The organism is Humibacillus xanthopallidus (assembly GCF_006716675.1).
Taxonomy (GTDB): domain Bacteria; phylum Actinomycetota; class Actinomycetes; order Actinomycetales; family Dermatophilaceae; genus Humibacillus; species Humibacillus xanthopallidus_B.
Genome location: NZ_VFPM01000003.1, coordinates 489,369 through 515,358, shown reverse-complemented (window position 1 = coordinate 515,358; position 25,990 = coordinate 489,369). Strand labels below are relative to the sequence as shown.

Below are 25,990 nucleotides of genomic sequence, written 5' to 3'. Positions count from 1 at the left end.
ACACCCGGACGGTCCACCCGGCCCGTCCGACCAGCCGCACCCTCGGGGGAGCGGTCCTCACACAGGGAGAAGGTCGAGAAGGTCGTGGACCCGCTACTCATCATCCCGCTGCTCATCGTCATCGTGGCGATCATCGTGCTCGTACGCACGGTGCGCATCGTGCCGCAGCAGACAGCCCAGATCGTCGAGAGGCTCGGCAGCTACAACAAGACGCTGACGGCGGGGATCCACTTCCTCATCCCGTTCGTCGACAAGGTGCGCGCCAACATCGACCTGCGCGAGCAGGTCGTCACCTTCCCGCCGCAGCCGGTCATCACGAGCGACAACCTCGTCGTCAACATCGACACCGTCATCTACTACTCCGTGACCGACGCCAAGGCCGCCGTCTACGAGATCGCCAACTTCATCCAGGGCATCGAGCAGCTGACCGTCACGACGCTGCGCAACGTCATCGGGTCGCTCGACCTCGAGCAGGCGCTGACGAGCCGCGACCAGATCAACGGCCAGCTCCGCGGTGTCCTCGACGAGGCGACCGGCAACTGGGGCATCCGCGTCAACCGCGTCGAGCTCAAGGCGATCGACCCGCCCCGCTCCGTCCAGGAGACGATGGAGAAGCAGATGCGCGCCGAGCGCGACCGCCGTGCGGCCATCCTCACCGCGGAGGGCTTCAAGCAGTCGGCCATCCTCACCGCTGAGGGTGAGAAGCAGAGCCAGATCCTGCGCGCGGAGGGCTCGGCACAGGCCCGCATCCTCGAGGCCCAGGGGCAGGCCCGGGCGATCCAGCAGGTCTTCGCCGCCATCCACCGCGGCAAGCCGACCCAGAAGCTGCTCGCCTACCAGTACCTCCAGGTGCTGCCCCAGCTCGCCCGCGGCGACTCCAACAAGATGTGGATCATCCCGTCCGAGCTGACCGATGCCCTCAAGGGCATCGGCAACGCGCTCGGAGGCACGGCTCCGCGGCCCGAGCCCGACGTCGACGACGAGAGCTGGGAAGGGGAGCACGAGCTCGAGGATGCCTTTGCCGGCACGGTCCTCGAGGACCCCGCCAAGGCGCTCGCCGAGGCCCGGGGTCAGGCCGCTCAGGCCAGCGCCGAGTCGACAGAGCACGCGGCACCGGCCGGACGGCAGCAGCCGCCCATCCGACCGCCGGCCGGCCAGGTGCCTCCGCCCTCGGGGGGTTCGCCCTTCTCGCAGGCTCCGCATGTCACCCCGGTGACCCCCGCGCCCCCGGTGCCCCCGGCACCCCCGGTCGCGCCCACCCGGGGCGACCTGCCCGAGCCCGCGCAGCCCCCGCAGACGCCGGAGGAGCCGACCGCGCGCTGACCTCATGGCGTCCGGCGGTCCGTCCTCCGATTCGGGGCGAACTGCACGAGAACGACATCCGGCACCCTTGTAGGGTGACCGGGTGTCGTTCTGGTCCTACCTCGCCATCGCGCTGGCGGGCACCGGGGCCGGCCTCATCAACACCGTCGTCGGGTCGGGCAGTCTCATCACCTTCCCGACGCTGCTCTTCTTCGGCGTCAACCCGCTCGTCGCCAACGTGTCCAACAACATCGGCCTCGTCGCCGGGGGAGTCACCGGGTCCTGGGGCTACCGCCACGAGCTGACCGGTCGCGCGGCCACCATCCGGCGCCTCATCCCGCTGTCGTTCGTCGGCTCCGTCATCGGCGCCTCGCTGCTGCTCGTCCTGCCGGCGAGCGCCTTCCAGGCGATCGTGCCGGTCCTCATCCTCATCGCACTCGTCCTCGTCGTGCTCGGTCCGCGGATCCAGCAGTGGGCGGCCCCCGACGAGGGTGAGCCCGTGCCGGCGTGGCACGTGCCCGCGATGGGGGCCGGTGTCTTCGTCGCCGGGATGTACGGCGGCTACTTCGGTGCGGCGCAGGGGGTCCTGCTCATGGGCATCCTCAGTGCCCTCAGCACCGAGCCGCTCCAGCGCCTCAACGGCTACAAGAACGTGCTCGCCCTCGTGGTCAACGTCGTGGCCGCCGCCGTCTTCGTGCTCTTCGCCCGCGACGAGATCGACTGGGTCATCGTGCTGCTCATCGCCGTGGGCTCCTTCGTCGGCGGCATCATCGGCGCGCACGTCGGCCGCCGCATCCCGCCCACCGCGCTACGGGCGCTCATCGTCGTCATCGGCGTCGTCGCCATCGTCAAGCTCGTCTGGTTCTCCTGACGGCGGGCCCGACGTCGTGCCGCCGGAGCCCGGAGGCTGCACCGAAGGCCGCTCAGTGCCAACTACGGTGTGGGGGTGCCGATCGCGATCACCGACTCCTCCGACCCGAGGCTCGAGGACTACGTCTCGCTGACGGACGTCGCCCTGCGCCGTCGCACGGAGCCCGAGCGTGGGCTCTACATCGCCGAGAGCCAGAAGGTCATCCGCCGAGCCCTCGCCGCGGGGCACCGGCCACGTTCCTACCTCATGGCCGAGCGGTGGGTCACCGATCTCGCCGATCTCGTCGAGGCCGCCGAGGCCGACGGCATCCCGGTCTACGTGGCGGCGCACGACGTCATCGAGGCGCGCACGGGCTTCCACCTGCACCGGGGCGCCCTCGCCTCCATGCAGCGGCCCGAGCTGCCGAGCGTCGAGGCGGTCGTGGCAGGTGCCCGCCGCGTCGTCGTCGTCGAGGACGTCGTCGACCACACGAACGTCGGTGCGATCTTCCGCAGCGCGGCCGCCCTGGGCGCCGAGGCGGTCCTCGTGTCGCCCCGCTGCGCCGACCCGCTCTACCGCAGGTCGATCCGCGTCTCGATGGGCACGGTCTTCCAGGTGCCGTGGACCCGCGTCGACCCCTGGCCGCAGGGGGTCGACCGGTTGCGCGGGCTGGGCTTCACCGTCGTGGCCATGGCCCTCAGCGACGACTCGGTGTCGCTCGACGCCCTCGAGGTGGACCCGCCCGAGCGCGTCGCGCTCGTCGTCGGCGCCGAGGGTGACGGCCTCTCGGCCCGGACGGTGGCGTCCGCGGACGTCACGGTGCGCATCCCGATGGCTGGCGGGGTCGACTCCCTCAACGTCGCAGCAGCAGCCGCCGTCGCGATGTGGTCGCTGCGCGTCCGGGACTGACCGCCCCGACCTGACGCCGAGCATCGGCGAGCATCGGCGAGCATCGGCGAGCATCGGCGAGCGCCGCCGAGCGCCGCCGAGCGCCGCCGAGCGCCGCCGAGCCCCCCGGCCGGCCTTAGGCCGTGCGGACGAGCCGCTCCATGAGCCGCTCGAGCTCGGTCGCCGGGTCCTCGCAGAGACCTCCGTGCACCGGGCCGGGCTGCACGACGGTCGATCGTGGCGCGATGATCCAGCCGAAGCGCTGCCCCCGCTTGTCGAGGCTCGGCAGCCCGCGGCCCGTCTCGCCGCGGCAGACCGCACGCACGCGCTCGAGCATGGCCCGCACCCCGTCGAGGTCGCAGGCCGGGGCCAGGGCGGCGGCCCGGGCCGGGTCGAGCTCCCACGCGGCGTCGAGGTAGTCGGCGTCCTGGCAGTAGAGCACGACGCCGACGTTGATGAACTCCTCGCGGTCGACGCGGGGCACGAGGCGCAGCAGGACGTACTGGTAGCCCTTCACGCCGCGACCCCGTCCGGCAGCCACGCGGCGGGCGAGCCCAGCCGCGCCCGGAGCATGAGCAGGTATGCCGCCCGCACCGCAGCCACGTCCGCGAGCTCGGCGGTGGGCTCGAGCCACTCGTCGGGCACGTCGGCGACGACCCGCTCGATCGCGTCGTCGCTGAGCACCACGGCCAGCTCGTCGTGCCTCCGAGCGACATCGCCGGCGACGTCGCGCAGCACGTGCCGACTGGCGTCGAAGGGCTGTGCGGCGAAGCGCTCCGGCGAGGGTGCGCGCCCCGGCCAGGAGTGGTGGAAGTAGAGGGCCGCGCCGTGGTCGATGGCCCACGTGCGGCCGTGCCAGACGAGCAGGTTGGGGTTGGACCACGTGCGGTCGACGTTCGCGGTGAGGGCGTCGAGCCAGATGATCCGCTCGGCGAGGTCGGCGGACGGCGGCCGGGACCCGTCGTAGCCGAGCGAGCCAGGCAGGTAGTCGACCCCGAGGTTGGTGCCGACCGAGGCGGTGAGGAGGTCCTGGACCTCCTCGTCGGCCTCGTAGCGGGCGATGCGCGCGTCGAGGTCGATGACTGCGAGGTCCGGCACGGGCACCTCGATGAGGCGGGCGATCCCGGCCACGATGACCTCGGCCACGAGGACCTTGAGGCCCTGACCCGCGCCGCGGAACTTCAGGACGTAGGTGCCGTCGTCGTCGGCCTCGACGATGCCGGGCAGCGAGCCGCCCTCCTTGAGCGGCGTCACGTAGCGGATGGCGGTGAGCTCGGGCAGCACCCGGTCAGCCTAGTGTCCGGGCGTCGTCGAGCCGTCCGACCCGTGCCCACTGCCGCGGGAGCAGGGTCGCCGTCGCGCCGTAGATCACGGCGAAGCCGATGAGCGGCCACCAGACGAGCCCGGACGGCGGCAGGAGCAGGGCGCCGAGCGCCGCTGCCGCCACCATGCCGGCGTTGTAGACGACGTCGTAGGCCGAGAACGCCCGCCCGAGCAGGTGGTCGGGCACGTGCGTCTGCATGAGCGAGTCGACGGTGATCTTGACGCACTGCGACGTGAAGGAGACGACGAAGCCGATGACGATGATCGCCCACGGGGTGAGCAGCAGACCCAGGGCGACGCAGACGAGCGCGCCGAGCGCGAGCATGCGGGCGGCATACGGCACGGGGCCCAGACGGGGAGCCAGCCACGGGGTGATGAAGGCGGCGAGCGAGAAGCCGACCGCCGCGCCCACCGCGGCGATGGTGAAGCCGAGGGCGCCGTGACCGTGCTCGAACGGCCCGCGGAAGAGCAGCAGCGACTGGAGGAGGAAGAAGCCGAACGGCAGGCGGGTGACGAAGACGAGGACGAGGAGCAGGCGGGCGCGGTGCGGACCCTGCACGACCGCCTCGACGATGCCGGAGAGCACCGACCCGGCGAGGTCGCGCAGGGCAGGCGCGTCGCTCGTGTCGTCGGGGCCGATGAAGGGCAGGCGGCTCGCGGTCCAGGACGCGCAGAGGACACCGGTCGCGGCAGTGAGCACGACGACGAGGTCGCTCGCTCCGAGAGCGCGCACCCCGGTGCCGACGGCGCCGCCGAGGAGGTAGGCGATCGAACCACAGGTCGGCGCGACGGAGTTGGCGCTGACGAGGCGGTCGCGGCTCACGACGTGCGGCATGGCCGAGGCGAGGCCCGCGAGGATGAAGCGGTTGACCGAGAACACGAGCAGCACGAGCGCGAAGAAGAGGATGCCCGTGTCAGGGCTCATGACGAGGGCGGCGACCCCGACCATGGCGACGACGCGGATGAGCTGGCTCACGACGAGCACCCGGCGCCGGTTCCAGCGGTCGAGGAGCACGCCGACGAACGGTCCGAGCACGCTGTAGGGCAGGAGGACGACGGCGAAGGCGAGCGCGATGCTCCGGGCGTCGGCGGCCTTCTCGGGGTTGAACAGGACGTGGCTCGCCAGTGCCACCTGGAAGACGCCGTCGCTGAACGACGACGTGATGCGCGCGAGGAAGAGCCTGCGGAAGCCACGCAGGTGCAGCAGCGTCCACACTGCGCGCAGGAAAGTCACGCGGCACAGCGTACGGTGCGCGACGGGCGCGGCCCGCGCCCGTCTGCCAGCGCGGCGCGCCCGGGGTGGTGGCGGATTCGCTGGCTGCGGTTCAAGGCCTTTGCATCGTCGTGGGGCATTCGCGCCACCGAACCGTGAGACGGTCCGCGGTTGTGCGGCTTTCGTCCTCTTGCCGGATCTGCTGGTGGTTCCTAGCGTTGGGGCGTGCGGGCAGGGACGTCCGCGCACCGCAACCTTTCATGGCCGGGTCGGTCGGGAGGCGGTCGGTCGTGGAGACGTCTCCGAGGAGATCCCATGGCTCCATCACCCACCCTGCTGCGCATCGATGCCAGCATCCGCGCGACCGACTCCGTCACCCGCGAGATCGCGGACACCTTCGAGCGCCACTGGTGCGAGACCCGGCCGGAGGCGCGCGTCGTGCGCCGCGACGTCGGGCTGTCGCCGCCGGCCTACCTATCCGAGCTCGAACACACCGCGATGTTCGTGCCGAGCGAGTACCGCACCCCCGAGCAGGCTGCGGCACAGGCGGAGGCCGCGGCGCTCGCCGACGAGCTCTTCGCGGCCGACACCGTCCTGCTCTGCGCCCCGCTCTACAACCTCGGCATCCCGGCGGGCCTCAAGACCTGGCTCGACCGCATCTACACCGACATCCGGCTCTTCCCGGGCTTCGGCATCACGCGCCCCCTGTCGGGTCGCCGCTGCGTCGTCGTGAGCGCCCGGGGCGGCGCCTACGGCCCGGGCACACCCATGGATGGGTGGGACTACGAGGAGCCCTACCTGCGCCGGCACGTCGTCGACATCCTCGGGATGGAGCTGTCGGAGATCTTCGTCGACCTCACCCTCGCGCACATCAACCCCAAGCTCGCCCACCTCGCGGACATCGCGGTCCAGAGCCGCAGGGCCGGTCACGAGGTGGCAGAGCGCATGGCCCACGAGCACGCCGAGGCCGCCCTGGCCTAGGCGTCGCACGACGAAGGACGGGCACGACGAAGGGCCCGGGTCTGTGACCCGGGCCCTTCTGTGGTGTCGAGGGGGGGACTTGAACCCCCACGCCCGTTAAGGGCACTAGCACCTCAAGCTAGCGCGTCTGCCATTCCGCCACCCCGACAAGGTGATGTGCAGGGGACCCGTGGGAGTCCCTTGCGGCGAGTGGAAACGTTAGCACGGGGCTTGTGCGGGAGACGAATCGGCCGGCTGAGCACGCCGAGGTGAGCGACCCCGCGCGGCGGCATACGCTGATCGGCATGACGACCGCCGAGCGCGCCGACCTCGCGAGCCCCGACGACCGCAGCGCCGGGGCGGTGGCGCCCGAGGACGAGGTGGTGCGCCTCTGCGCCGACCTCATCCGCATCGACTCGACCAACCCCGGTGACGGCACCGGACCGGGGGAGCGGGCGGCAGCGGAGTACGTCATGGCCCAGCTCGCCGAGGTCGGCCTCGAGGGGGAGCTGCTCGAGAGCGCCCCCGGCCGGGCCAACGTCGTGGTGCGCCTCGAGGGCGCGGACCCCGCCCGCCCGGGGCTCGCGGTGCACGGACACCTCGATGTCGTGCCCGCGAACGCCGCGGACTGGCAGGTCGACCCCTTCGCCGCGGAGGAGCGTGACGGCTGCCTCTGGGGCCGCGGCGCCGTCGACATGAAGGACATGGACGCGATGATCCTCGCCTCCATCCGCGACTTCGCGCGCACGGGCACGAAGCCGGCGCGCACGACGACCTTCGTCTTCTTCGCCGACGAGGAGGCGGGCGGGACGATGGGCAGCCACTGGCTCGTCGACCACCACCCGCAGTGGTTCGAGGGTGTCACCGAGGCGGTGAGCGAGGTCGGCGGCTACAGCGTCACCCTCCCGACGCCCGAGGGCGAGCGCCGCGCCTACCTGCTGCAGACGGCCGAGAAGGGCATCGCCTGGCTGCGTCTGCGAGCGCACGGACGCGCGGGGCACGGCTCCGTGCCGAACGACGAGAACGCCATCGTGCGACTCGCCGGCGCCATCGGCCGGATCGCCGCGCACGAGTGGCCCCGGGAGTACATCGCCTCGGTGCGCCAGCTCCTCGAGGGCGTCAGTGAGATCACCGGCATCAGGTATGCCGCGGACGACCTCGAGCCGCTTCTCGCGACGTTGGGCGGTGCCCAGGGCTTCGTGCGAGGCACCCTGCGCGACACCGCGAACGTGACGATGCTCGAGTCGGGCTACAAGCACAACGTCATTCCCCAGACCGCTTCGGCCGCCGTCGACTGCCGCTTCCTGCCCGGGCACGAGCGAGACCTCATGGACACCATCCGGGCGCTCGCTGGTGAGCACGTCGAGGTGGAGGTCGTGCACCGGGACGTCGCGCTCGAGGCGCCCTTCGACGGCGACCTCGTCGAGTCGATGAAGCAGTCGCTGCTGCGGGAGGACCCCGGCGCGGCGATCCTGCCCTACTGCCTCTCGGGCGGCACCGACAACAAGGCGCTGGGCAGGCTCGGCATCACCGGCTACGGCTTCGCACCGCTGCGGCTGCCTGCGGACCTCGACTTCGCGCCGATGTTCCACGGCATCGACGAGCGCGTACCGACCTCGTCGCTGCGCTTCGGGGCGCGGGTCCTGTCGGACTTCCTGCGCACCTGCTGAGCGAGGATGCGGCAGAGCGGGCGCAGGTGCGCGGTGCAGGGGCGCGGTGCGGTCGCGCGTCAGGCCGTACGGTCGACGCGCATGATCCGCCGGCGCAGCCACATCCGGCGGACGCCGCCCTCGTAGACGACGCTGCGCGCGAGCTCCCACCGGCCGTACTCGGCGTGCTCGCGGATCTCCTGGCGGGCCGCGGCCTTGGACGTGTGACGGTCGAAGGTCAGCACCCGGTACTCGTACTCCAGCATCGCGGCCATTCTGACATCGATCCGTGACCGCGTGCATCAGGTCGGCGCGATAGCCTCGCCCTCTGTCGGCCGACCGGCCGGCACCCACAGGGGGACCGGCAGCGACCCGCGCCGACGTCCACGGCCCAGGAGATCGACGACATGACTCTCACCTTCCGCCGCACGGCGGCAGCCCTCATCCTCCCCGCGGTGCTCGCCACGGCAGCCTGCGGCAAGCAGGCCGAGCCGGCTCCGGGGGGCACCACGGCCGCCGGCGCCACGGCCTCGGCCGCCGCTACCTCGGACGCAGGTGCGACGACCGCGCAGCCCTACCAGGACAAAGCCGCCCTCATCGCCGGCCTCAAGTCGGGCGCGACGTCCGCGACGACGGCGCACGTCGTCATGGACATGACCGCCGCGGGCGAGAAGATCTCGATGCAGGGCGACACGAAGATCGATGCGACGAACCCCGCCATGCAGGTGTCGATGGACATGGGCTCGCAGATGAAGCTGGACATGCTCCTCGTCGACAAGAAGATCTACCTCAAGGGCATGCCCGGGCTGCCGGCCGGCAAGTGGGCGGTCGTCGACAGCAGCTCCGACGTCGGCAAGCAGATGGAGAGCTCGCTGGCGCAGGCCGACCCGACGAAGATGTATGACCAGTTCGAGAAGGCCGTGACCGACGTCAAGCCGATGGGCGAGGACCCGGTCGACGGCGACAAGGCGTACAAGTACGAGCTGACCCTGGACACCAAGGCGATGGGTGATTCGCTCGCGAGCAGCAGCGGCGTAAAGGTCCCCGACACGATCACCTACCTCGCCTGGGTGGACGAGGCCAACCACCTGCGCAAGGTGACCTTCGACATCATGGGCTCCAAGGCGACGATGACGATGAGCAAGTACGGCGAGCCGGTCGACATCACCGCGCCGCCGGCCGCCCAGACCGTGAAGGCGCCGATGTGACCCGGTGGTGACCTCTCGCTGACGTCGGCACGAACCCTCGTCGACGGCCCGGCCCCGAGCTCCGCTCGAGGCCGGGCCGTCGCTTTTTGCGCACGACAAACGGCTGTCCGCCGGGTGGGGCGTCGACTACGGTCGTGGCATGGCCCAGGACCCACGCTCTGCCCTCGAGTCGCTCGTCTCAGCGCTCGAACGCCACTTCGAGGCGGCCACGGCCAATCGCGACCCCGACCACCCGATGGTGATCGCCGCCGCGACCGATCTCGCCGACGCCTTCGACGACTATGACGAAGCCCTCTTCGTCGCGACGGAGGTCGCCACGCCCCTCGCCATCTACGGCGAGGAGCTCGAGGGCGACGACAACGAAGAGGACGGCGGGGTCTACGCCGGTCTCGAGTCCGACGAGTACGACGAGGACGACGAGGACGACGAGGACGACGAGGACGACGAGGACGACGAGGACGACGAGGACGACGAGGACGACGAGGACGACGACGACGACGAGGACGACGAGGACGACGAGGACGACGAGTCCCCGACTCCGCGGCGCTGAAGGCCTCGGCGTACCTGCCTGAGCGTGCTCAGGCGGAGACGTCGTCCAGGGCCGAGACGATCTCGTCGGGCAGCACGAGGTCGAGGCTGCCGAGCGCTGCCCGCAGCTGGCTCGTCGTGCGCACCCCGACGATCGGCGCCGCGACCGCTGGACGGTCGCGCACCCAGCTGAGGGCGACCTGAGCGGCGCTCACGCCGAGACCTCGCGCCGCCATCGTGACCGCCTCGGCGACCTGCACGCTGTGCTGGTCGAGAAAGCGGTCGACGAAGCCCGGGAAGTGGTCGGACGCGGCCCGCGACCCCGACGGTATGCCGTTGCGGTACTTCCCCGTGAGGACGCCGCGTCCGAGCGGAGACCACGCCAGCAGGCCGAAGCCCAGCGCCTCGGCAGCGGGCGCCACCTCGTCCTCAGGCGAACGGCATACGAGGGAGTACTGGACTTCGTTGGCCACCAACGGAACTCGCGACTGCTCGAGAAGGCTCGCCGCGCGTGCGGACTGCCACCCGCTGTAGTTGGAGACGCCGACATAGCGGGCGCGTCCCGAGGCGGCGGCCCACTCGAGGGCCGACAGGGTCTCGGTCAACGGCACCTCGTCGGACCACGTGTGGACGAGCCACAGGTCGACGTGGTCGGTCCGCAGGCGGGCCAGCGACGTCTCGAGCTGGCCCATCAGCGCGCGACGCGACACGTCGACCCGGCGCGTGCCGCCGGAGCGCGAGATGCCGGACTTCGTGCAGAGGACGAGGTCGCTGCGGTCGACCGTGTCGTCGAGCAGCTCACCGAGGATCGTCTCCGACTCGCCCCCGCCGTAGCCGTAGGCGGTGTCGACGAGGTTGCCGCCGGCATCGAGGAAGGCCCGGAGGTGGTCGCCGGCATCGTGCCGGTCGACGGCGTTGCCCCACGTCATCGTGCCGAGCGCGAGCGGGGTCACCGAGAGCCCCGAGGTGCCGAGTCGCCTACGCATGGGCTGAACGCTAGCCGGTGGCGGAGGCGCCGCGCGGGTGCCCCGCGCAGGCCCACCACCGGCCAGCGTTCCGTGCCGGCCGGGAGAGCCGGCCGGGAGAGTCGTCAGGGAGAGTCGTCAGGGAGAGTCGTCAGGGACTGACCGGACCCTGGTGGCGTGGGTCTCCCATCCGCACCGCGGCGCTGAGGTCGGTGGCACCCGCATCGCGAGGCGCCACGGGGGCCAGCCCGAAGCTGTGCTCGATCGTGGCCATGATGGAGGTCGTGTCGTAGGTCGTGCTGTCGACCCCCGACTTCACCATGCCCGCCGAGAGGACGAGGGCGGGGATGCGCGTGCCGGGCCCCCACTTGTCCACCACGGGCGGCGAGACGTGGTCCCACTGGCCGCCGAACTCGTCATACGTCACGACGACGAGCGTCTGTTTGGCCTGCGGGCCCGACATGATCGTCCGGAGCAGATCGACGAGGTGGTCACTGCCGTCGGGCTCGCTCGCGTAGCCGGGGTGCTCGTTCTCGGCGCCGTAGGGCTTGACGAACGAGACCTGCGGGAGCGTCCCGGCCTTGGCCGCCGCGACGAACGTCGTCTCGTCCTGCAGGTGCGAGCGGCCGGGGGCGCCGACGGCGTAGTTCTTGAAGTAGTTGAACGGCTGGTGGTGGTACTGGAAGAGCGGGCCGGGGTGGCCGGCAGCGGCGTCGTCCCAGCCTCCGGAGTACCAGTTCCACGTGACGCCGGCGTCGCTCATCCGGTCGCCGATGTTGGGGTAGACGGCGTCGTCGATGAGCGGGATCTTTGCGCCTCCGCCGGACGGGGCGCTCGACGGCTGCACGGTGTTGACGGCGATGTTGCCGCACGCAGCCGTGTAGTCGAAGGCAGCGCCGTTGGTGCACGCCCGGGTGAGCTGGGCGTCCTTGACGGCAGAGGTGGCCGTGTAGAGCGGGTAGGAGGTCGGCATCCCCGCACTGTCGAGGACGGAGTTGCTCGCGACCGGGGTGGCGCCGCCGGTGTCGACGGGTGCTCGGGCCGCGATGAGGTACTGGTGGTTGAGGAAGGAGCCGCCGAAGGCCGCCTGGAAGAAGCGGTCGGCCACGACGTAGTTGGGGGCGCCCTTGCTGTGGAGGTAGCGGTAGATCGGGAGCGAGGTCGTCGCATACCGCCCCATCGTCAGCCCCACCGCGTCGGAGCCGGTGACGTAGCGGTCCTGCTTGCCGCCGTCGATCTGGTACTGCTCCTGGTAGAACCGGTGCACGATGTCGCGGGTGCAGCCGCCCGGGAGGCCGGTGCCGGCGAGCACTCCGGTCGGGGCGAAGACCCCGGGGGCCGGGCACGTGGTGTCGGTCGGCCGGATGTAGTCGTCGATGGTCCACCAGCTGTTGCCGAAGTGGCTCGCCGGCACCCCGTGGGCGGGGTCGCTGCACGTCGTCGAGAGCGGCTTCGGCGACGTGAGGTTCACGTCGTTCTGCAGGAGGCAGCCGTATGCCGTGCCGTCCTGGGCCACCTGGGTCGTCGAGTCGCCCGCGTTCTGCAGGCCGTCGACCACCTGCCCGCCGACCCGGCCCCACTGGCCGTAGAGGTTGTCGAACGAGTGGTTCTCCTCGTAGATGACGACGAGGTTGGTGTAGCCGCCCGGCAGCGGACCGCGCTGGGGTGCTTTCGTCGGTGGGGCGGCGGCCGCGGGCACCGCCGCGACGAGCGCCAGACCCAGGGCCGCGCTGCGAAGGCTGATCGCGGACCATGACGTCTTCGGGTGTCTCATGGATTCCCTTTCCTCGGTTGAGGCTGCCCGGAGCCCCCGCGCGGACCAGCCTTCCGAGACTCCCACCGTCGGCCCCAGACGGCGCGGCGAAATGGAGCGGGCACGGGGCTAGGGTCGCGTCATGAGACTCGGTGTGAACCTCGGCTACTGGGGACGTGGCGTGACCGGAGCCGACCAGGTGGCACTCGCCCGCGAGGCGGACCGGCTCGGCTACGACAGCGTCTGGGTCGCCGAGGCCTACGGTTCGGACAGCCCGTCGGTGCTCGCCTGGATCGGAGCGCTGACCGAGCGCGTTGGGCTCGGCTCTGCCGTCATGCAGATCCCGGGACGCACCCCGGCGATGACGGCGATGACCGCCGCGACCATCGACACGCTCTCCGGCGGCCGCTTCCGCCTCGGCCTCGGGGTGTCGGGACCCCAGGTGAGCGAAGGCTGGCACGGGGTGCCCTTCAAGAGCCCTCTCGGACGCACGCGCGAGTACGTCGAGATCGTCCGCACGGCGCTGCGCCGCGAGACGGTCAGCAGCCCGGGGCCGCACTACCCGCTGCCCCTGCCCGGCGGACCCGGCAAGCCGCTGCGTCTCTCGGCGCGCACCGTGCGGCCGGACGTGCCGGTCTACCTCGCGGCCGTCGGCCCGAAGAACCTCGAGCTCACGGGCGAGATCGCCGACGGCTGGCTCGCCATCTTCTTCAGTCCGGAGCACGCCGGCGACCTGCTCTCGACCATCGAGCGCGGGCGACGCCAGGCGACACGTTCTTCGGACGCGGAGCCCGGCGGGGGAGCCACCTCCGGGCCCGCGAACGTCATGGCCGGGTTCGATGTCGTCGCCACGACTCCCGTCGTGCTCGTCGACGACGTGGAGGAGGCCGCGTCGTACGTGCGTGACTACTGCGCGCTCTACATCGGCGGCATGGGCTCGCGCGAGCAGAACTTCTACAACCAGCTCGCCTGCCGCATGGGGTTCGAGCGCGACGCCGAGCGCATCCAGGACCTCTACCTCGCCGGCCGGCCACGTGAGGCGGCGGCAGCCGTGCCGATCGAGTTCATCGACGAGACAGCGCTGCTCGGCTCTCCGCAGCGCGTCGCAGAGCGGATGAGGCGCTACGAGGAGGCGGGCGTCACGACGCTCTCGATCGCCACCGGTGGCGGCATGTCGCGCGAGCAGGCGCTGGCCACGCTGGGTGCGGTCGCCACGATCGCCGACCTGACACCGTCCGGCCGAGCCGACCGGCCGAGCTGACCCGGGGAGCGACCAACCGAGCCGGCGTGCGGCGGCTCGCCGGACGGCATACCTGCTCGGGGCTGTCAGCCGGCCGTCGGGATAGGCTGCCACACTGTGCCCGCCAGGCCGCCCGTCCACGATGACGCGCGGCCGTCCTCGTCCCCAGCGCAGAAGGCTCTCCCTGACCCATGGCTGACCTCAGCTACCTCGACGCCATCATCCTCGGCATCGTCGAAGGCCTCACCGAGTACCTCCCCGTCTCCTCCACCGGGCACCTCACGATCACCGAGAAGCTCCTGGGCCTCGAGGTGGACGACCCCGCGGTGACGGCCTACACGGCCTTCATCCAGATCGGGGCCATCGCCGCCACGCTCATCTACTTCTTCAAGGACTTCGTGCGGTTCGCCCTCGCGTGGTTCCGTGGGCTGCGAGACACCGAGGCGCGCAAGGACCCCGACTACGGCCTCGCCTGGGCCGTGATCATCGGCTCCATCCCGGTCGGCGTCGTCGGCTTCCTCGCCCGGGACATCATCTCCGGCCCGCTGCGCAGCCTCTGGGTGGTCGCCGCAGCGCTCGTGCTCTGGAGCATCGTCATCGTCGTTGCGGAGCGGATGCACACGACGTTCGAGCGGCAGGGCCGACTGCGCGGCGAGCACTCGGTGCGCCCCATCGACGGACTCATCATCGGTCTCGTCCAGTGCTTCTCGCTGATCCCGGGCGTCTCCCGCTCCGGTGCCACCATCTCGGCGGGTCTCGCCCTGCGCATCGACCGCGTCACGGCGACCCGGCTCAGCTTCTTCCTCGCCATCCCGGCCCTGACGGCGGCCGGTCTCTTCCAGGCGGTCGAGGAGAAGGACGGACTCAGCGCCCTCGGCATCGGACCGGTCATCGTCGGCCTCGTCGTCGCGTTCCTCGTCGCCTACGCCACCATCGCCTGGCTGCTGCGCTTCGTGGCCAACCACAGCCTGCTGCCGTTCGTCTGGTACCGCGTCATCCTCGGCGTGCTCCTCGTCGGCGTCCTCGGTGCGGGCCTGCTCAGCGCCACCTGATCGCGGCACCTGCTCGACCTGCGGGCCTGCTGGCCTGCGGGCCGTGACGTCTGCGGCACACGCCCGCTCGCTGCCCCGTCGGGGAGTAGCGTCGGACACGAGAAGCACCGGCGCCGCAACGCTGACGGAGGAGGTTCGAGATGATGGGGACGACAACGGGCGGCCCGGTCCAGCCGGGTGACGAGGTCGAGCCCGAGTGGGTGGCCGAGGAGGTGCTTCCGGACGAGGTGCCCGAGGAGGGCGAGCCGCTCGGAGACCAGGGGCTGGGCAGCCTGCCCGACGCGGCTGACGAGGCCGACGTCGTGGACCAGCACACCGAGGTTCCCGACGAGGACGACGACCTCGATCGGGCCGCCCTGGAGTGACGCCGCGACGCGCGGTTTCGCAGTCTCCGGACCGGCGCCACAGGGAGCGGCGCTACAGGGACCGGCGCTAGAGCCACCCGGAGCGCTTGAACGCGCGGTAGAGGCCCGTGCACGCGGTCGCCATGACGAGCAGCACGACGTAGTAGCCGTACTGGAACTCGCCGTTGCCGACGTGCACGCTCGCCGACAGCTCGGGCATGTGCTCGAAGTTCATCCCGTAGATGCCGGCGATCATCGTCGGAACGGCCGCGATCGCCACCCACGCCGAGATCTTGCGCATGTCCTCGTTCTGCTTCACGGACACGCTCGCGAGGTGGGCCGACAGCACGTCGGTGAGCAGCCGGTCATAGGACTCGACGTGGTCGTTGACGAGGCGCAGGTGGTCACCGACGTCGCGGAAGAAGGGCAGGATGGCGTCCGGCAGCCGTCGGCCGCTGCGCTCCATGTACGACGCGAGCGTGTCGGCGAGCGGCTGCGTGGCGCGGCGGAACTCGAGCACCTCCCGCTTCAGCCGGTACATCGTGTTGGCGTCGCCGCCGGCGGCCGAGGCGAAGACCTGCTCCTCGATCTGCTCGAGGTCGCGCCGCACCTCGCGGTCCACGACGATGTAGTTGTCGACGACGGAGTCCATGACGGCGTGCAGCACGGAGACGGGACCGTGCTCGAGCCGCTCGGCCTCGTTCTCGAGACGCTGACGCACCCCCGCGAGCGGGTTTCCCTCGCCGTGGCGCACCGTGACGACGAAGAAGTCGCCGATGAAGAGCATCACCTCGCCCGTCTCGATGTCGCTGGTCGACTCGATGTAGCGCAAGGTCTTCAGCACGACGAAGGTCGAGGACTCGTACTGCTCGATCTTGGCGCGCTGGTGGCCGTGGACGGCGTCCTCGACGGCGAGGGGGTGCAGGTGCAGCTCCTCGTTGACGAGGTCGAACTCCTCGTCGGTGGGGTCCTTGAGACCGATCCAGAGGAAGCCGTCCTGGGTGAGGCGCAGCACGTCGAGCTCGTCACTGAGGTCGCCGCAGCCCTGGCGCCGGCCCTTGCGGTAGATGGCCTTGTCCACGATCACAGCCCTACTTCACCACGCGCGCGAGGCTGCGGCACGCACCTCGCCGCACCTTTGGCAGCCCGGGCGACGAGAAGGGCGCGGTTCGGTGGTGGGGCCCGCACTTTTCGTAGCCCGGGCGACGAGGGTGGCGCGGTTTTCGTGTCGGGCCCGCACGTTCGGTAGCCCGGGCGACGAGGGTGGCGGGCGGCATACCGGCGCCGCACGTTCGGTAGCCGGGGCGATGAGAGTGGCGCGGTTCGGTGGTGGGGCCCGCACCTTCGGTAGCCCGGGCGATGAGAATGGCGCGGTTCGGCGGTGGGGGCCGCACCTTCGGTAGCCCGGGCGACGGGAAGGGCCGCGTGCCGTCACCAGCTCGAGGCGGTATGCCGTCCGGTCGGGTGCGGCGTCTACGCTGGCCGACGTGCCCACCGTGATCTTCGTGCGCCATGGGCGCTCGTCCGCCAATACCAGTGGCACGCTTGCCGGCTGGATGCCCGGGGTCTACCTCGATGAGACCGGCGAGGTGCAGGCCGACGGCGTCGGTGTGCGTCTCGCTGCCGCCTCGCTGCCCGTCGTCGAGGTCGTGTCGTCGCCGCTCGACCGCTGCGTGCAGACCGCCGACCGGCTGTCGGCTCCGCTGCCCGGCACCGTGCGCCGCAGTGTGCACGCCGGTCTGGGGGAGTGCCGCTACGGCGCCTGGACCGGACGGCCGATCAGCGAGCTCGTCTCCGAGGAGCTGTGGAAGGTCGTGCAGGACCGACCGAGCGAGGCGCGCTTCCCCGACTCGGCGGCATACCCCGCTGAGTCGCTGAGCGAGATGCAGGCGCGTGCCCTCGACGCGGTCCGGGAGATCGATGCCCGCGTGCTCGAGGCGCACGGCGCCGACGCTGTCTGGGTCGCGGTGTCGCACGGCGATGTCATCAAGTCGATCCTGTCGCACGCCACCGGCGCCCAGCTCGACGACTTCCAGCGCATCAACGTCGACCCGGCATCGGTGAGCGTCGTGCGCTACACGAGCCGCAAGCCCTTCGTGCTCCGGCTCAACGACGTCGGCGGCGACCTCGCGGGCCTGCGCCCGCCGGAGCGGCGGGCGGTCGCCGAGGGCGACGCGGAGGTTGGCGGAGGAGCGGGAACCGGCGGCATCACCGGCGGCACCACCACCGGCGGCGCAGACCGCGAGGAGCCCGCAGACCGCGCGGACGGGCCGGGATCCGGTGCACCGGATCCGGTCGGCTAGGGTCGATTCATGACGCTCCAGGACTTCGATCCCGCCGAGCGCTTCGTGGCCGGCACCGTCGGACCTGCCGGGCAGCGAGCCTTCTACCTGCAGGCGAGCGACGGCCCACGGGTCGTGACGGTGGGTCTCGAGAAGCAGCAGGTCTCGGTGCTCGCCGACCGGATCAACGACGTGCTCGACCAGCTCGCCCCGACCACCGCGATCGAGCCGGGTCAGCCCGGTGGCGCGCCGGAGGACACCGACCCGCTGCTCACACCGTTCGACGAGGACTTCCGCGTGCAGACCCTCTCAATCGCGTGGGACGAGGATCGGCAGCGGCTCGTCATCGAGTGCCACGACCACGACCCCGACGAGCTCGACGAGGACCCGCCGGTCGAGGACGTGCCGCTCGCGCTCAACACCCTCCGGGTCAGCCTCGAGCCGGCTGCGGCGCGCGCCTTCGCCCGCCGGAGCAACGCGCTCGTCGCGGCAGGGCGGCCGCCGTGTCCGTTCTGCGGTGGGCCCCTCGACCCGAACGGGCACATCTGCCCCCGGGCCAATGGCTACAAACGCTGACCCGACGCCCCCACCCCCTGACCTCACCGGTGAGATCGAGGTGGTGGGCCGGATCTCCGGCTCGTCGAACCTCGCGGTCCTGGCGCGGCTCGAGTCGGCGAGCGCCGCAGCCGTCCACGTCATCTACAAGCCGGTGCGCGGCGAGCGGCCGCTCTGGGACTACCCCGACGGCACCCTCGCCGGCCGCGAGGTCGCCGCGGCCGTCGTCTCCGAGCTCGGCGGGTGGGACCTCGTGCCACCGACCGTGCTGCGCGACGGTCCGCTCGGCCCCGGCTCCGTGCAGCTCTGGATCGGTGACCCCTACGCGCCGGTGCCCGACGACCTCGTCGTCGACCTCGTGCCCGAGGGCCGGACGCCCCCGGGCTGGCACGCGGTGCTCGACGGCGAGACCCCGAGCGGATCGTCCGTGACTGTCGTGCACTCCGGCGCCGACGACGTGCGCTCGCTCGCCGTGCTCGACGCCGCACTCAACAACTCCGACCGCAAGGGCGCGCACTGCCTGCGTGACGGGTCGGGTCGGCTCTGGGCCATCGACCACGGGGTCAGCCTGTCGGCCGAGCCCAAGCTGCGCACCGTGCTGTGGGGATGGGCAGGGGAACCGCTGCCCGACGCCGAGCTCGAGCGGCTCGAGAGGCTGTCGGACGCCCTCGCCACGAGTGAGGGCCTGGACCGGCTGGACGCCCTGCTCCCCGAGCACGACGTCGCGGCTCTCGTGGGGCGGGTGCACCGCCTGCTCCGGGTCCGAGTCCACCCGCACCCGAACCCAGGGTGGCCCTCTGTCCCGTGGCCGCCGCTGTGAGCGACGATCCTCGGGGATAGAGTCCTGCCGTGAGAAGCTGGCCGACGCCGTTCATCCCGCACCTTCCCGGCCAGGCGCCCGAGGTGCGCGTCCGCGACACGGCGACCGGGCAGCTGCTGCCCGTGGCGACGCGCGACGAGGTCTCGCTCTATGTCTGCGGCATCACGCCCTACGACGCGACGCACCTGGGCCACGCGGCCACCTACGTCACGTTCGACCTGCTCGGCCGGGTGCTGCGCGACAGCGGCCACACCGTGCGCTACGTGCAGAACATCACCGACATCGACGACCCGCTGCTCGAGCGGGCCGAGCGCGACGGCATACCGTGGGAGCAGCTCGCGACGCGCGAGATCGCGCTCTTCCGTGAGGACATGACGGCGCTCGCGGTCATCCCGCCCGACGAGTACCTGGGCGCCGTCGAGAGCATCCCGACCTTCGTGGCCCCGATCGAGAAGCTCGTCGCCGACGGCCTCGCGTATGCCGTGCCCGCGCCCGACGCGTCGCGCGAGGGTGCGCAGGACTACTACTTCGAGGTGGCTCTGGATCCGCGGTTCGGCTCGGTCAGCCATCTCGACGAGGACGGCATGATGGCGGTCTTCGCCGAGCGGGGCGGCGACCCCGACCGCGAGGGCAAGCGCGGGCGGCTCGACGCGCTGCTGTGGCGCGCGCACCGCGAGGGTGAGCCGGAGTGGGATGGCGGCTCGCTCGGCTGGGGCCGGCCGGGGTGGCACATCGAGTGTGCCTGCATCGCGTGCGACCACCTCGGGCTGCCGGTCGACGTCCAGGGCGGCGGCACCGACCTCATCTTCCCCCACCACGAGATGAGCGCGGCCCACGGGCGTGCCCTCGCCGGCACCGCGTCCTTCGCCGGCGTCTTCGTCCACCAGGGCATGGTGGGTCTCGACGGCGAGAAGATGAGCAAGAGCCGGGGCAACCTCGTGCTCGTCTCAGAGCTGCGCGCCCAGGGCGTCGACCCCATGGCGATCCGGCTGGCGCTGCTCGCGCGGCACCACCGCGACGACTGGATGTGGGAGGCGGACCAGCTCGCCGAGGCCCAGCAGCGGCTGGCCACGTGGCGGGAGGCACTGTCGGGCAACGGTGGGCCGGTCGCCGACCAGACCGTCGACGACATCCGGGCGGCGCTTGCCGACGACCTCGACAGCCCGCGGGCGCTCGAGGCGGTCGACCGCTGGGCGACGCAGTCGCTCACGCGCGGCGGCGAGGACCCGGGCGCTCCGGGCGTGCTCGGCCGTGCGCTCGACGCCCTCCTCGGCATCCGCCTCTGAGGCCTTCGCGGGCCCGGCAGCGGATCAGTCGGCACATCAGTCGGCGGTAGGTGCTGTCCTGACGACACCGAACGCAGACTGATCCGCAGACTGATGCCATCCGAGGTCAAGCGGCGGATCAGTCGGCCCATCAGTCGGCGTTAGGTGCCGTCCTGACGACACCGAACGCAGACTGATCTGCCGCGTGAACGGGGCGGGGCGGCATACCGCAGGGGTGCGTCAGCGGCCGGTCTGGTCGTCGTCGCGGCCGCGAAGGTAGCGCTCGAACTCGCGCGCGATGGCGTCGCCGCTCGCCTCGGGGAGCTCGGCCGTGTCCTGGGCCTCCTCGAGCGACTGGACGTACTCGGCGACCTCCTCGTCGGACTGCGCGAGCTCGTCGACGCCGCGCTCCCACGCGCGCGCCTCCTCCTCGAGCTCGCCGTGCGGCACGGTCACCCCGAGCAGCGCCTCGATGCGACGCAGCAGGCTGAGGGTGGCCTTCGGGGAGGGCGCGCCCCCGGCATAGTGCGGCACCGCTGCCCAGGCCGAGACCGTCGGGATGCCGGAGTCGGTGGCGGTGTGGCTGAGGACTCCGACGATCCCCGTCGGCCCCTCGTAGCGCGAGGCCTCGACGTCGAAGCGGTGGATCGCTCCCTCGTCCTCGGCGGTGGCCGTGACGGGGATGGGCCGGGTGTGTGGCACATCGGCGAGCAGGGCGCCGATGGTGAGGATGGTCGTCACCCCGAAGCGCTGTGCGAGCTCGACCAGCTCGAGGGAGAAGGCCCGCCAGCGCATCGACGGCTCGATGCCCTGCACGAGCACGACGTCGCGCTCGAAACCGGTCTCGGTGGCGACGAGGATGCGGGTGGTCGGCCACGACAGCATGCGCCGACCCTCGTCGAGCACGACGCGGGGGCGGTTGACCTGGAAGTCGTAGTACTCCTCGGGGTCGTACGCGGCGACGACCTCGGCGTCCCAGGCGTCGGCGAGGTGTCGCACCACGCTCGTGGCGGCCTCGCCCGCGTCGTTCCAGCCCTCGAAGGCGGCGATGAGCACGGGCTCGGTGAGCTCCGGGACATCCTCGAACTCCAGCACGCGGCCTCCTTCACCGTTGGTTGCCGATCGGCTGCCGATGGGTCCCAGGTGACCCACACCTCCAGCCTATGGGGTCGGGCCGTCGTCGTGCTCGATCTCGGCGGTACGTCCGAGCGCGGCCGTGACCACGGAGTAGGCGCGCACGTCCCGTGTCGGTGCAGATCCGTAGAATCTTGCGGGTCCGCCCTCACCCGCTCCGCCACCACCGGCCATCCGGCCCGCTAGGAGTCACGTTGCCCCTGTCGTCGCACCAGCGACCCGACGTCACCGAGTCACTGACCGCTGCCCTGGGCGAGCGGATCATGATCATCGACGGCGCGATGGGCACCGCCATCCAGCGGGACCGGCCCGACGAGGCCGGCTACCGCGGCGAGCGCTTCGCCGACTGGCCGAGCGACGTCCAGGGCAACAACGACCTCCTGACCCTGACGCAGCCGCAGATCATCGCCGCCATCCACCGCGAGTACCTCGAGGCCGGCGCCGACATCATCGAGACCAACACCTTCAACGCCAACGCCATCTCGTTGTCCGACTACGGCATGGAGGAGCTCGCCTACGAGCTCAACCACGCGTCGGCGGTGCTCGCCCGCCGCGAGGCCGATGCGATGGCCGCCCGCACGCCCGACCGGCCGCGCTACGTCGCGGGGGCACTGGGGCCCACGACGCGTACGGCCTCGATCTCGCCCGACGTCAACGACCCCGGTGCCCGCAACGTCTCCTACGACCAGCTCGTCGCGGCCTACCTCGAGGCCGCGCGCGGCCTCGTCGACGGCGGCAGCGACCTCATCTTCATCGAGACGATCTTCGACACCCTCAACGCCAAGGCGGCGATCTTCGCCGTCGAGACGCTCTTCGAGGAGCAGGGCCGGCGCTGGCCCGTCGTCGTCTCCGGCACGATCACCGACGCGTCGGGTCGCACCCTCTCCGGACAGGTCACCGAGGCCTTCTGGGACTCCGTGCGCCACGTGTCACCGCTCGCCGTGGGGCTCAACTGCGCCCTGGGGGCCAAAGAGATGCGGCCCTACATCGCCGAGATGGCGAGGATCGCGGACTCCTTCGTCTCCTGCTACCCCAACGCGGGCCTGCCCAACGCCTTCGGCGAGTACGACGAGGCGCCCGAGGAGACCGCCGCGATCATCGCCGAGTTCGCCGACTCCGGGCTCGTCAACCTCGTCGGGGGGTGCTGTGGCACGACGCCCGCGCACATCGCCGCCATCGCCAAGGCCGTCGACGGCAGCCCGCGCCGCGAGTTCGGCCCGCTCCCGCCGGCGATGCGCCTCTCGGGCCTCGAGCCGTTCACCATCACCGACGACAGCCTCTTCGTCAACGTCGGCGAGCGCACGAACATCACGGGGTCCGCCCGCTTCCGCAAGCTCATCAAGGACGGCGACTACGACACGGCCCTGTCGGTTGCCGCCCAGCAGGTCGAGAACGGCGCCCAGGTCATCGACGTCAACATGGACGAGGGCATGATCGACGGCGTCGCCGCCATGGACCGCTTCCTCAAGCTCGTCGCGAGCGAGCCGGACATCAGCCGGGTCCCAGTCATGATCGACTCCTCGAAGTGGGAGGTCATCGAGGCCGGGCTCAAGTGCGTGCAGGGCAAGGCGATCGTCAACTCGATCTCGCTCAAGGAGGGCGAGGAGGCCTTCGTGCGGCAGGCCCGTCTCGTGCGCAAGTACGGCGCCGCGGCCGTCGTCATGGCCTTCGACGAGGACGGCCAGGCCGACTCCCTCGAGCGGCGCCAGCAGATCTGCGCCCGCGCCTACCGCATCCTCACCGAGGAGGTCGGCTTCCCGGCCGAGGACATCATCTTCGACCCCAACGTCTTCGCCGTCGCGACCGGCATCGAGGAGCACGCCTCCTACGGCCTCGACTTCATCGAGGCCACCCGCTGGATCAAGGCCAACCTGCCGGGGGCCAAGGTCTCCGGCGGCATCTCGAACGTCTCGTTCAGCTTCCGCGGCAACAACCCGGTGCGCGAGGCGATCCACGCCGTCTTCCTCTACCACGCGATCGCGGCGGGCCTCGACATGGGCATCGTCAACGCGGGCGCGCTCGTCGTCTACGACGAGGTCGACCCCGAGCTGCGCGAGCGGATCGAGGACGTCGTGCTCAACCGCCGGCCCGACGCGGCCGAGCGGCTGCTCGAGATCGCCGAGGAGCACAACCGGGCCGGCCAGGCGGCCGAGGTCAGCGAGGAGGAGTGGCGCGCCCTGCCGCTCGGCGAGCGCATCACCCACTCGCTCGTCAAGGGCATCGACGCCCATGTCGAGGCCGACACCGAGCTGCTCCGAGCCGAGATCGCGGCCCGCGGAGGTCGGCCGATCGAGGTCATCGAGGGTCCGCTCATGGACGGCATGAACGTCGTCGGCGACCTCTTCGGGGCAGGCAAGATGTTCCTGCCCCAGGTCGTCAAGAGCGCCCGGGTCATGAAGAAGGCCGTCGCCTACCTCATCCCGTTCATCGAGCAGGAGAAGATCGACGACCCGTCCCTCGCGACCCAGAAGGACACCAACGGCACGATCGTCATGGCCACGGTCAAGGGCGACGTCCACGACATCGGCAAGAACATCGTCGGCGTCGTGCTCCAGTGCAACAACTACGAGGTCATCGACCTCGGCGTCATGGTGCCGGCACAGAAGATCATCGACGCCGCGAGGGAGCACGACGCCGACCTCATCGGGCTCTCCGGTCTCATCACCCCCTCGCTCGACGAGATGGTCGGCTTCGCGGCCGAGATGCAGCGCCAGGGCCTGACGATCCCGCTCCTCATCGGCGGGGCCACCACGTCGCGCGCCCACACCGCCGTGAAGGTCGACAAGCGCTACGACGGCCCGGTCGTCTGGGTCAAGGACGCCTCGCGCTCGGTCCCGGTCGCCGCGGCCCTCCTCAGCGACGAGCAGCGACCGGCCCTCATGGCGAAGGTCAAGGCCGACTACGACTCCCTGCGGCTGCGGCACTCGGCGAAGACCGACCGGCCGCTGCTCACCCTCGAGCAGGCTCGCGAGCGCCGCACCCCGATCGAGTGGCAGGGCTACGCCCCGCCGCACCCGCACCTGCTGCTCCAGCAGGACCACGACGTCTCGACGATCACGCGGTCACGCCGCTCGTCGCAGCACGTCCGGGTCCTGCACGACTACTCCCTCGCCGAGCTGCGCCGCTACATCGACTGGCAGCCGTTCTTCAGCACGTGGGAGCTCAAGGGGACCTTCCCCGAGATCCTCAACAACCCGACGAGCGGTCCGGCCGCCCGCAAGCTCTACGAGGACGCCCAGGTGATGCTCGACCGCATCATCGACGAGCGCTGGCTGCGCGCGAACGGCGTCGTCGGCCTCTTCCCGGCCAACTCCGTCGGCGACGACGTCGAGGTCTACGCCGACGAGGCGCGGCAGACGCCCCTCGAGGTGCTCCACCACCTGAGGCAGCAGGGTGACCACCGCGCCGGCGTGCCCAACCGCTCGCTCGCCGACTACGTCGCCCCCAAGGGCACCCGCGACTGGGTCGGCGCCTTCGCCGTCACCGCGGGGCTCGGGGCCGCCGAGCGCGTCGCGGCGTTCCGAGCCGAGCTCGACGACTACAGCGCGATCCTGCTCGAGTCGCTGGCCGACCGGCTCGCCGAGGCCTTTGCCGAGCGGCTGCACGAGCGGGTCCGCAAGGAGTTCTGGGGCTACGCACCCGACGAGCACCTCGACAACGCGGGGCTCATCAAGGAGCAGTACGCCGGCATCCGCCCCGCACCCGGCTACCCCGCGTGCCCCGAGCACACCGAGAAGCAGACCCTGTGGCGCCTGCTCGACGTCGAGGCCAACACCGGGATGACGCTGACCGAGAGCATGGCGATGTCGCCCGGCGCGTCGGTGTCGGGCTTCTACTACTCCCACCCGCAATCGCAGTACTTCGTCGTCGGCCGGCTGGGACGCGACCAGGTCGAGGACTACGCAGCACGCAAGGGCTGGACCCTCGTCGAGGCCGAGCGTTGGCTCTCGTCCAACCTCGCCTACGACCCGGAGGACTGACCCGTGGCCCCCGATCTGCCCGCGGCCGTGCTGTGGGACATGGACGGCACGCTCGTCGACACCGAGCCCTACTGGATCGCCGCCGAGCACGAGCTCGTCGCGGCCCACGGTGGCGAGTGGAACGACGAGTACGCCCACCAGCTCGTCGGCAATGCCCTCGAGGTCTCGGCCCAGCTCATCATCGACAAGTCCGGCATCGGCCTCACGGTCCCCGAGATCGTCGACGCGCTGCTCGACCGGGTCGTGCGCCACGTCGAGGACGCGGTCCCGTGGCGACCGGGCGCCCGCGAGCTGCTCGACGAGCTCGGCGCGCTCGGCGTGCCCTCCCTGCTCGTCACGATGTCGTGGCGCCGCCTCGCCGACACCGTCGTGCGCAACCTGCCGGAGGGGGCCTTCACCTCCCTCGTCACCGGTGACGAGGTGGGCCACGGCAAGCCCCACCCGGAGCCCTACCTCGCCGCGGCCGCCCTCATCGGCGCCGAACCCGCCGACTGTGTCGCCCTCGAGGACTCCCCGGCGGGCGTTCGGTCGGCGACGGCGGCCGGCGTGCCGACCCTCGCGATCCCGCACGTCGTGCCGGTGCCCGAGATCCCGGGTGCCGTCCAGATCACCAGCCTCGACGGGGTGCGCGCAGCCGACCTGCTGCCCCTCACGGCATCGGTGCGCGCCACGCGCTGAT

General features: G+C 71.3%; 24 protein-coding genes and 1 tRNA gene. 16 read left to right on the top strand and 9 right to left on the bottom strand.

The window, feature by feature from the left end; translation table 11 throughout:
* The first annotated feature begins 84 nt into the window (after nucleotides 1–84).
* From FBY41_RS17485 to FBY41_RS17475, 3 genes are all read left to right on the top strand, one after another.
* Nucleotides 85–1,323 (top strand): SPFH domain-containing protein, encoded by a 1,239-nt coding sequence (locus FBY41_RS17485; protein WP_141845547.1) that lies wholly within the window; start codon nucleotides 85–87, stop codon nucleotides 1,321–1,323.
* Between the two features lie 82 nt (nucleotides 1,324–1,405).
* A complete protein-coding gene (locus FBY41_RS17480) occupies nucleotides 1,406–2,173 on the top strand; it encodes a sulfite exporter TauE/SafE family protein (RefSeq protein WP_141845546.1) in 768 nt (255 codons plus the stop codon).
* Nucleotides 2,174–2,248: 75 nt separating this feature from the next.
* On the top strand, nucleotides 2,249–3,061 hold the full coding sequence (locus FBY41_RS17475) for a TrmH family RNA methyltransferase (protein ID WP_141845545.1): 813 nt from the start codon (nucleotides 2,249–2,251) through the stop codon (nucleotides 3,059–3,061).
* Between the two features lie 115 nt (nucleotides 3,062–3,176).
* Here FBY41_RS17475 and FBY41_RS17470 read toward each other — a convergent pair whose 3' ends face one another.
* From FBY41_RS17470 to FBY41_RS17460, 3 genes are read right to left on the bottom strand one after another with little or no spacing between them, the layout of a single operon-like run.
* Nucleotides 3,177–3,557, bottom strand: a complete 381-nt coding sequence (locus FBY41_RS17470; RefSeq protein ID WP_141845544.1) for a DUF3037 domain-containing protein — start codon at nucleotides 3,555–3,557, stop codon at nucleotides 3,177–3,179.
* Entirely contained in the window at nucleotides 3,554–4,324 is a 771-nt protein-coding gene (locus FBY41_RS17465) for a HipA family kinase (RefSeq protein WP_141845543.1), read from the bottom strand. Before FBY41_RS17465 ends, FBY41_RS17470 begins: the two co-directional genes overlap by 4 nt.
* 4 nt (nucleotides 4,325–4,328) lie before the next feature.
* Nucleotides 4,329–5,597 carry an MFS transporter gene (locus tag FBY41_RS17460; protein ID WP_141845542.1) on the bottom strand — a complete coding sequence of 423 codons (1,269 nt, stop codon included), beginning with the start codon at nucleotides 5,595–5,597 and terminating at the stop codon, nucleotides 4,329–4,331.
* A 294-nt stretch (nucleotides 5,598–5,891) separates the two neighbouring features.
* On the opposite strand from FBY41_RS17460, the gene FBY41_RS17455 reads away from it, so the two are divergent.
* Nucleotides 5,892–6,557: an FMN-dependent NADH-azoreductase gene (locus tag FBY41_RS17455; protein WP_141845541.1), complete on the top strand. Its 666-nt coding sequence runs from the start codon at nucleotides 5,892–5,894 to the stop codon at nucleotides 6,555–6,557.
* A gap of 61 nt (nucleotides 6,558–6,618) precedes the next feature.
* Here the strand turns inward: FBY41_RS17455 and FBY41_RS17450 are convergent.
* Nucleotides 6,619–6,705, bottom strand: a tRNA-Leu gene (locus tag FBY41_RS17450).
* A gap of 136 nt (nucleotides 6,706–6,841) precedes the next feature.
* Here FBY41_RS17450 and FBY41_RS17445 point away from each other — a divergent pair.
* Nucleotides 6,842–8,206 carry a M20/M25/M40 family metallo-hydrolase gene (locus FBY41_RS17445; protein ID WP_141845540.1) on the top strand — a complete coding sequence of 455 codons (1,365 nt, stop codon included), beginning with the start codon at nucleotides 6,842–6,844 and terminating at the stop codon, nucleotides 8,204–8,206.
* A gap of 59 nt (nucleotides 8,207–8,265) precedes the next feature.
* Here FBY41_RS17445 and FBY41_RS17440 read toward each other — a convergent pair whose 3' ends face one another.
* Complete coding sequence (locus tag FBY41_RS17440) at nucleotides 8,266–8,451, bottom strand: DUF5703 family protein (RefSeq protein ID WP_141845539.1); 186 nt, start codon at nucleotides 8,449–8,451, stop codon at nucleotides 8,266–8,268.
* Between the two features lie 141 nt (nucleotides 8,452–8,592).
* Here FBY41_RS17440 and FBY41_RS17435 point away from each other — a divergent pair, with 141 nt between their 5' ends.
* Together FBY41_RS17435 and FBY41_RS23510 are read left to right on the top strand one after the other, a co-directional pair.
* Nucleotides 8,593–9,393 carry an LppX_LprAFG lipoprotein gene (locus tag FBY41_RS17435; RefSeq protein ID WP_141845538.1) on the top strand — a complete coding sequence of 267 codons (801 nt, stop codon included), beginning with the start codon at nucleotides 8,593–8,595 and terminating at the stop codon, nucleotides 9,391–9,393.
* Nucleotides 9,394–9,532: 139 nt separating this feature from the next.
* On the top strand, nucleotides 9,533–9,943 hold the full coding sequence (locus FBY41_RS23510; protein ID WP_185749138.1) for a hypothetical protein: 411 nt from the start codon (nucleotides 9,533–9,535) through the stop codon (nucleotides 9,941–9,943).
* A gap of 28 nt (nucleotides 9,944–9,971) precedes the next feature.
* Here FBY41_RS23510 and FBY41_RS17425 read toward each other — a convergent pair whose 3' ends face one another.
* Nucleotides 9,972–10,907, bottom strand: coding sequence for an aldo/keto reductase (locus tag FBY41_RS17425; RefSeq protein ID WP_141845537.1), 936 nt, complete (start codon nucleotides 10,905–10,907; stop codon nucleotides 9,972–9,974).
* A gap of 130 nt (nucleotides 10,908–11,037) precedes the next feature.
* Complete coding sequence (locus tag FBY41_RS17420; RefSeq protein ID WP_141845536.1) at nucleotides 11,038–12,660, bottom strand: alkaline phosphatase family protein; 1,623 nt, start codon at nucleotides 12,658–12,660, stop codon at nucleotides 11,038–11,040.
* A 121-nt stretch (nucleotides 12,661–12,781) separates the two neighbouring features.
* Here FBY41_RS17420 and FBY41_RS17415 point away from each other — a divergent pair, with 121 nt between their 5' ends.
* The 3 genes from FBY41_RS17415 to FBY41_RS23505 all read left to right on the top strand — a co-directional run bounded on the left by FBY41_RS17415 (nucleotide 12,782) and on the right by FBY41_RS23505 (nucleotide 15,296).
* The gene (locus tag FBY41_RS17415; protein ID WP_141845535.1) at nucleotides 12,782–13,900 is read left to right on the top strand and encodes an LLM class F420-dependent oxidoreductase; all 1,119 of its coding nucleotides are present in this window, start codon (nucleotides 12,782–12,784) and stop codon (nucleotides 13,898–13,900) included.
* A 170-nt stretch (nucleotides 13,901–14,070) separates the two neighbouring features.
* The gene (locus FBY41_RS17410) at nucleotides 14,071–14,931 is read left to right on the top strand and encodes an undecaprenyl-diphosphate phosphatase (RefSeq protein ID WP_141845534.1); all 861 of its coding nucleotides are present in this window, start codon (nucleotides 14,071–14,073) and stop codon (nucleotides 14,929–14,931) included.
* Nucleotides 14,932–15,071: 140 nt separating this feature from the next.
* The gene (locus FBY41_RS23505) at nucleotides 15,072–15,296 is read left to right on the top strand and encodes a hypothetical protein (protein WP_185749137.1); all 225 of its coding nucleotides are present in this window, start codon (nucleotides 15,072–15,074) and stop codon (nucleotides 15,294–15,296) included.
* Between the two features lie 67 nt (nucleotides 15,297–15,363).
* Here the strand turns inward: FBY41_RS23505 and FBY41_RS17405 are convergent, their stop codons facing one another.
* Nucleotides 15,364–16,362: a magnesium and cobalt transport protein CorA gene (locus tag FBY41_RS17405; RefSeq protein WP_141845533.1), complete on the bottom strand. Its 999-nt coding sequence runs from the start codon at nucleotides 16,360–16,362 to the stop codon at nucleotides 15,364–15,366.
* A gap of 400 nt (nucleotides 16,363–16,762) precedes the next feature.
* Here FBY41_RS17405 and FBY41_RS17400 point away from each other — a divergent pair, with 400 nt between their 5' ends.
* The 4 genes from FBY41_RS17400 to mshC are packed head-to-tail and all read left to right on the top strand — an operon-like array spanning nucleotide 16,763 to nucleotide 20,218.
* A complete protein-coding gene (locus tag FBY41_RS17400; protein WP_185749136.1) occupies nucleotides 16,763–17,578 on the top strand; it encodes an MSMEG_4193 family putative phosphomutase in 816 nt (271 codons plus the stop codon).
* Nucleotides 17,579–17,587: 9 nt separating this feature from the next.
* Nucleotides 17,588–18,133 carry a DUF3090 domain-containing protein gene (locus FBY41_RS17395; protein ID WP_141845531.1) on the top strand — a complete coding sequence of 182 codons (546 nt, stop codon included), beginning with the start codon at nucleotides 17,588–17,590 and terminating at the stop codon, nucleotides 18,131–18,133.
* Nucleotides 18,117–18,932 (top strand): SCO1664 family protein, encoded by an 816-nt coding sequence (locus FBY41_RS17390; RefSeq protein WP_141845530.1) that lies wholly within the window; start codon nucleotides 18,117–18,119, stop codon nucleotides 18,930–18,932. Before FBY41_RS17395 ends, FBY41_RS17390 begins: the two co-directional genes overlap by 17 nt.
* Nucleotides 18,933–18,961: 29 nt before the next feature.
* Nucleotides 18,962–20,218, top strand: a complete 1,257-nt coding sequence (gene mshC, locus FBY41_RS17385) for a cysteine--1-D-myo-inosityl 2-amino-2-deoxy-alpha-D-glucopyranoside ligase (RefSeq protein ID WP_141845529.1) — start codon at nucleotides 18,962–18,964, stop codon at nucleotides 20,216–20,218.
* Nucleotides 20,219–20,437: 219 nt separating this feature from the next.
* Here the strand turns inward: mshC and FBY41_RS17380 are convergent, their stop codons facing one another.
* A complete protein-coding gene (locus FBY41_RS17380) occupies nucleotides 20,438–21,292 on the bottom strand; it encodes a PAC2 family protein (protein WP_141845528.1) in 855 nt (284 codons plus the stop codon).
* A 239-nt stretch (nucleotides 21,293–21,531) separates the two neighbouring features.
* Between FBY41_RS17380 and metH the strand changes: the two genes are divergently transcribed.
* The gene (gene metH, locus FBY41_RS17375) at nucleotides 21,532–25,311 is read left to right on the top strand and encodes a methionine synthase (protein WP_221629360.1); all 3,780 of its coding nucleotides are present in this window, start codon (nucleotides 21,532–21,534) and stop codon (nucleotides 25,309–25,311) included.
* Nucleotides 25,312–25,314: 3 nt separating this feature from the next.
* Nucleotides 25,315–25,989 carry an HAD family hydrolase gene (locus FBY41_RS17370; protein ID WP_260439869.1) on the top strand — a complete coding sequence of 225 codons (675 nt, stop codon included), beginning with the start codon at nucleotides 25,315–25,317 and terminating at the stop codon, nucleotides 25,987–25,989.
* Nucleotide 25,990: the final 1 nt, after the last annotated feature.

What these genes read in the sequence shown, in the direction of transcription:
- FBY41_RS17455 (WP_141845541.1), top strand. Translation starts at nt 5,892, where the DNA reads ATGGCTCCATCACCCACCCTGCTGCGCATCGATGCCAGCATCCGCGCG.
- FBY41_RS17445 (WP_141845540.1), top strand. Translation starts at nt 6,842, where the DNA reads ATGACGACCGCCGAGCGCGCCGACCTCGCGAGCCCCGACGACCGCAGC.
- FBY41_RS17440 (WP_141845539.1), bottom strand. Translation starts at nt 8,451, where the DNA reads ATGCTGGAGTACGAGTACCGGGTGCTGACCTTCGACCGTCACACGTCC.
- FBY41_RS17435 (WP_141845538.1), top strand. Translation starts at nt 8,593, where the DNA reads ATGACTCTCACCTTCCGCCGCACGGCGGCAGCCCTCATCCTCCCCGCG.
- FBY41_RS23510 (WP_185749138.1), top strand. Translation starts at nt 9,533, where the DNA reads ATGGCCCAGGACCCACGCTCTGCCCTCGAGTCGCTCGTCTCAGCGCTC.
- FBY41_RS17425 (WP_141845537.1), bottom strand. Translation starts at nt 10,907, where the DNA reads ATGCGTAGGCGACTCGGCACCTCGGGGCTCTCGGTGACCCCGCTCGCG.
- FBY41_RS17420 (WP_141845536.1), bottom strand. Translation starts at nt 12,660, where the DNA reads ATGAGACACCCGAAGACGTCATGGTCCGCGATCAGCCTTCGCAGCGCG.
- FBY41_RS17415 (WP_141845535.1), top strand. Translation starts at nt 12,782, where the DNA reads ATGAGACTCGGTGTGAACCTCGGCTACTGGGGACGTGGCGTGACCGGA.
- FBY41_RS17410 (WP_141845534.1), top strand. Translation starts at nt 14,071, where the DNA reads ATGGCTGACCTCAGCTACCTCGACGCCATCATCCTCGGCATCGTCGAA.
- FBY41_RS23505 (WP_185749137.1), top strand. Translation starts at nt 15,072, where the DNA reads ATGATGGGGACGACAACGGGCGGCCCGGTCCAGCCGGGTGACGAGGTC.
- FBY41_RS17395 (WP_141845531.1), top strand. Translation starts at nt 17,588, where the DNA reads ATGACGCTCCAGGACTTCGATCCCGCCGAGCGCTTCGTGGCCGGCACC.
- FBY41_RS17390 (WP_141845530.1), top strand. Translation starts at nt 18,117, where the DNA reads ATGGCTACAAACGCTGACCCGACGCCCCCACCCCCTGACCTCACCGGT.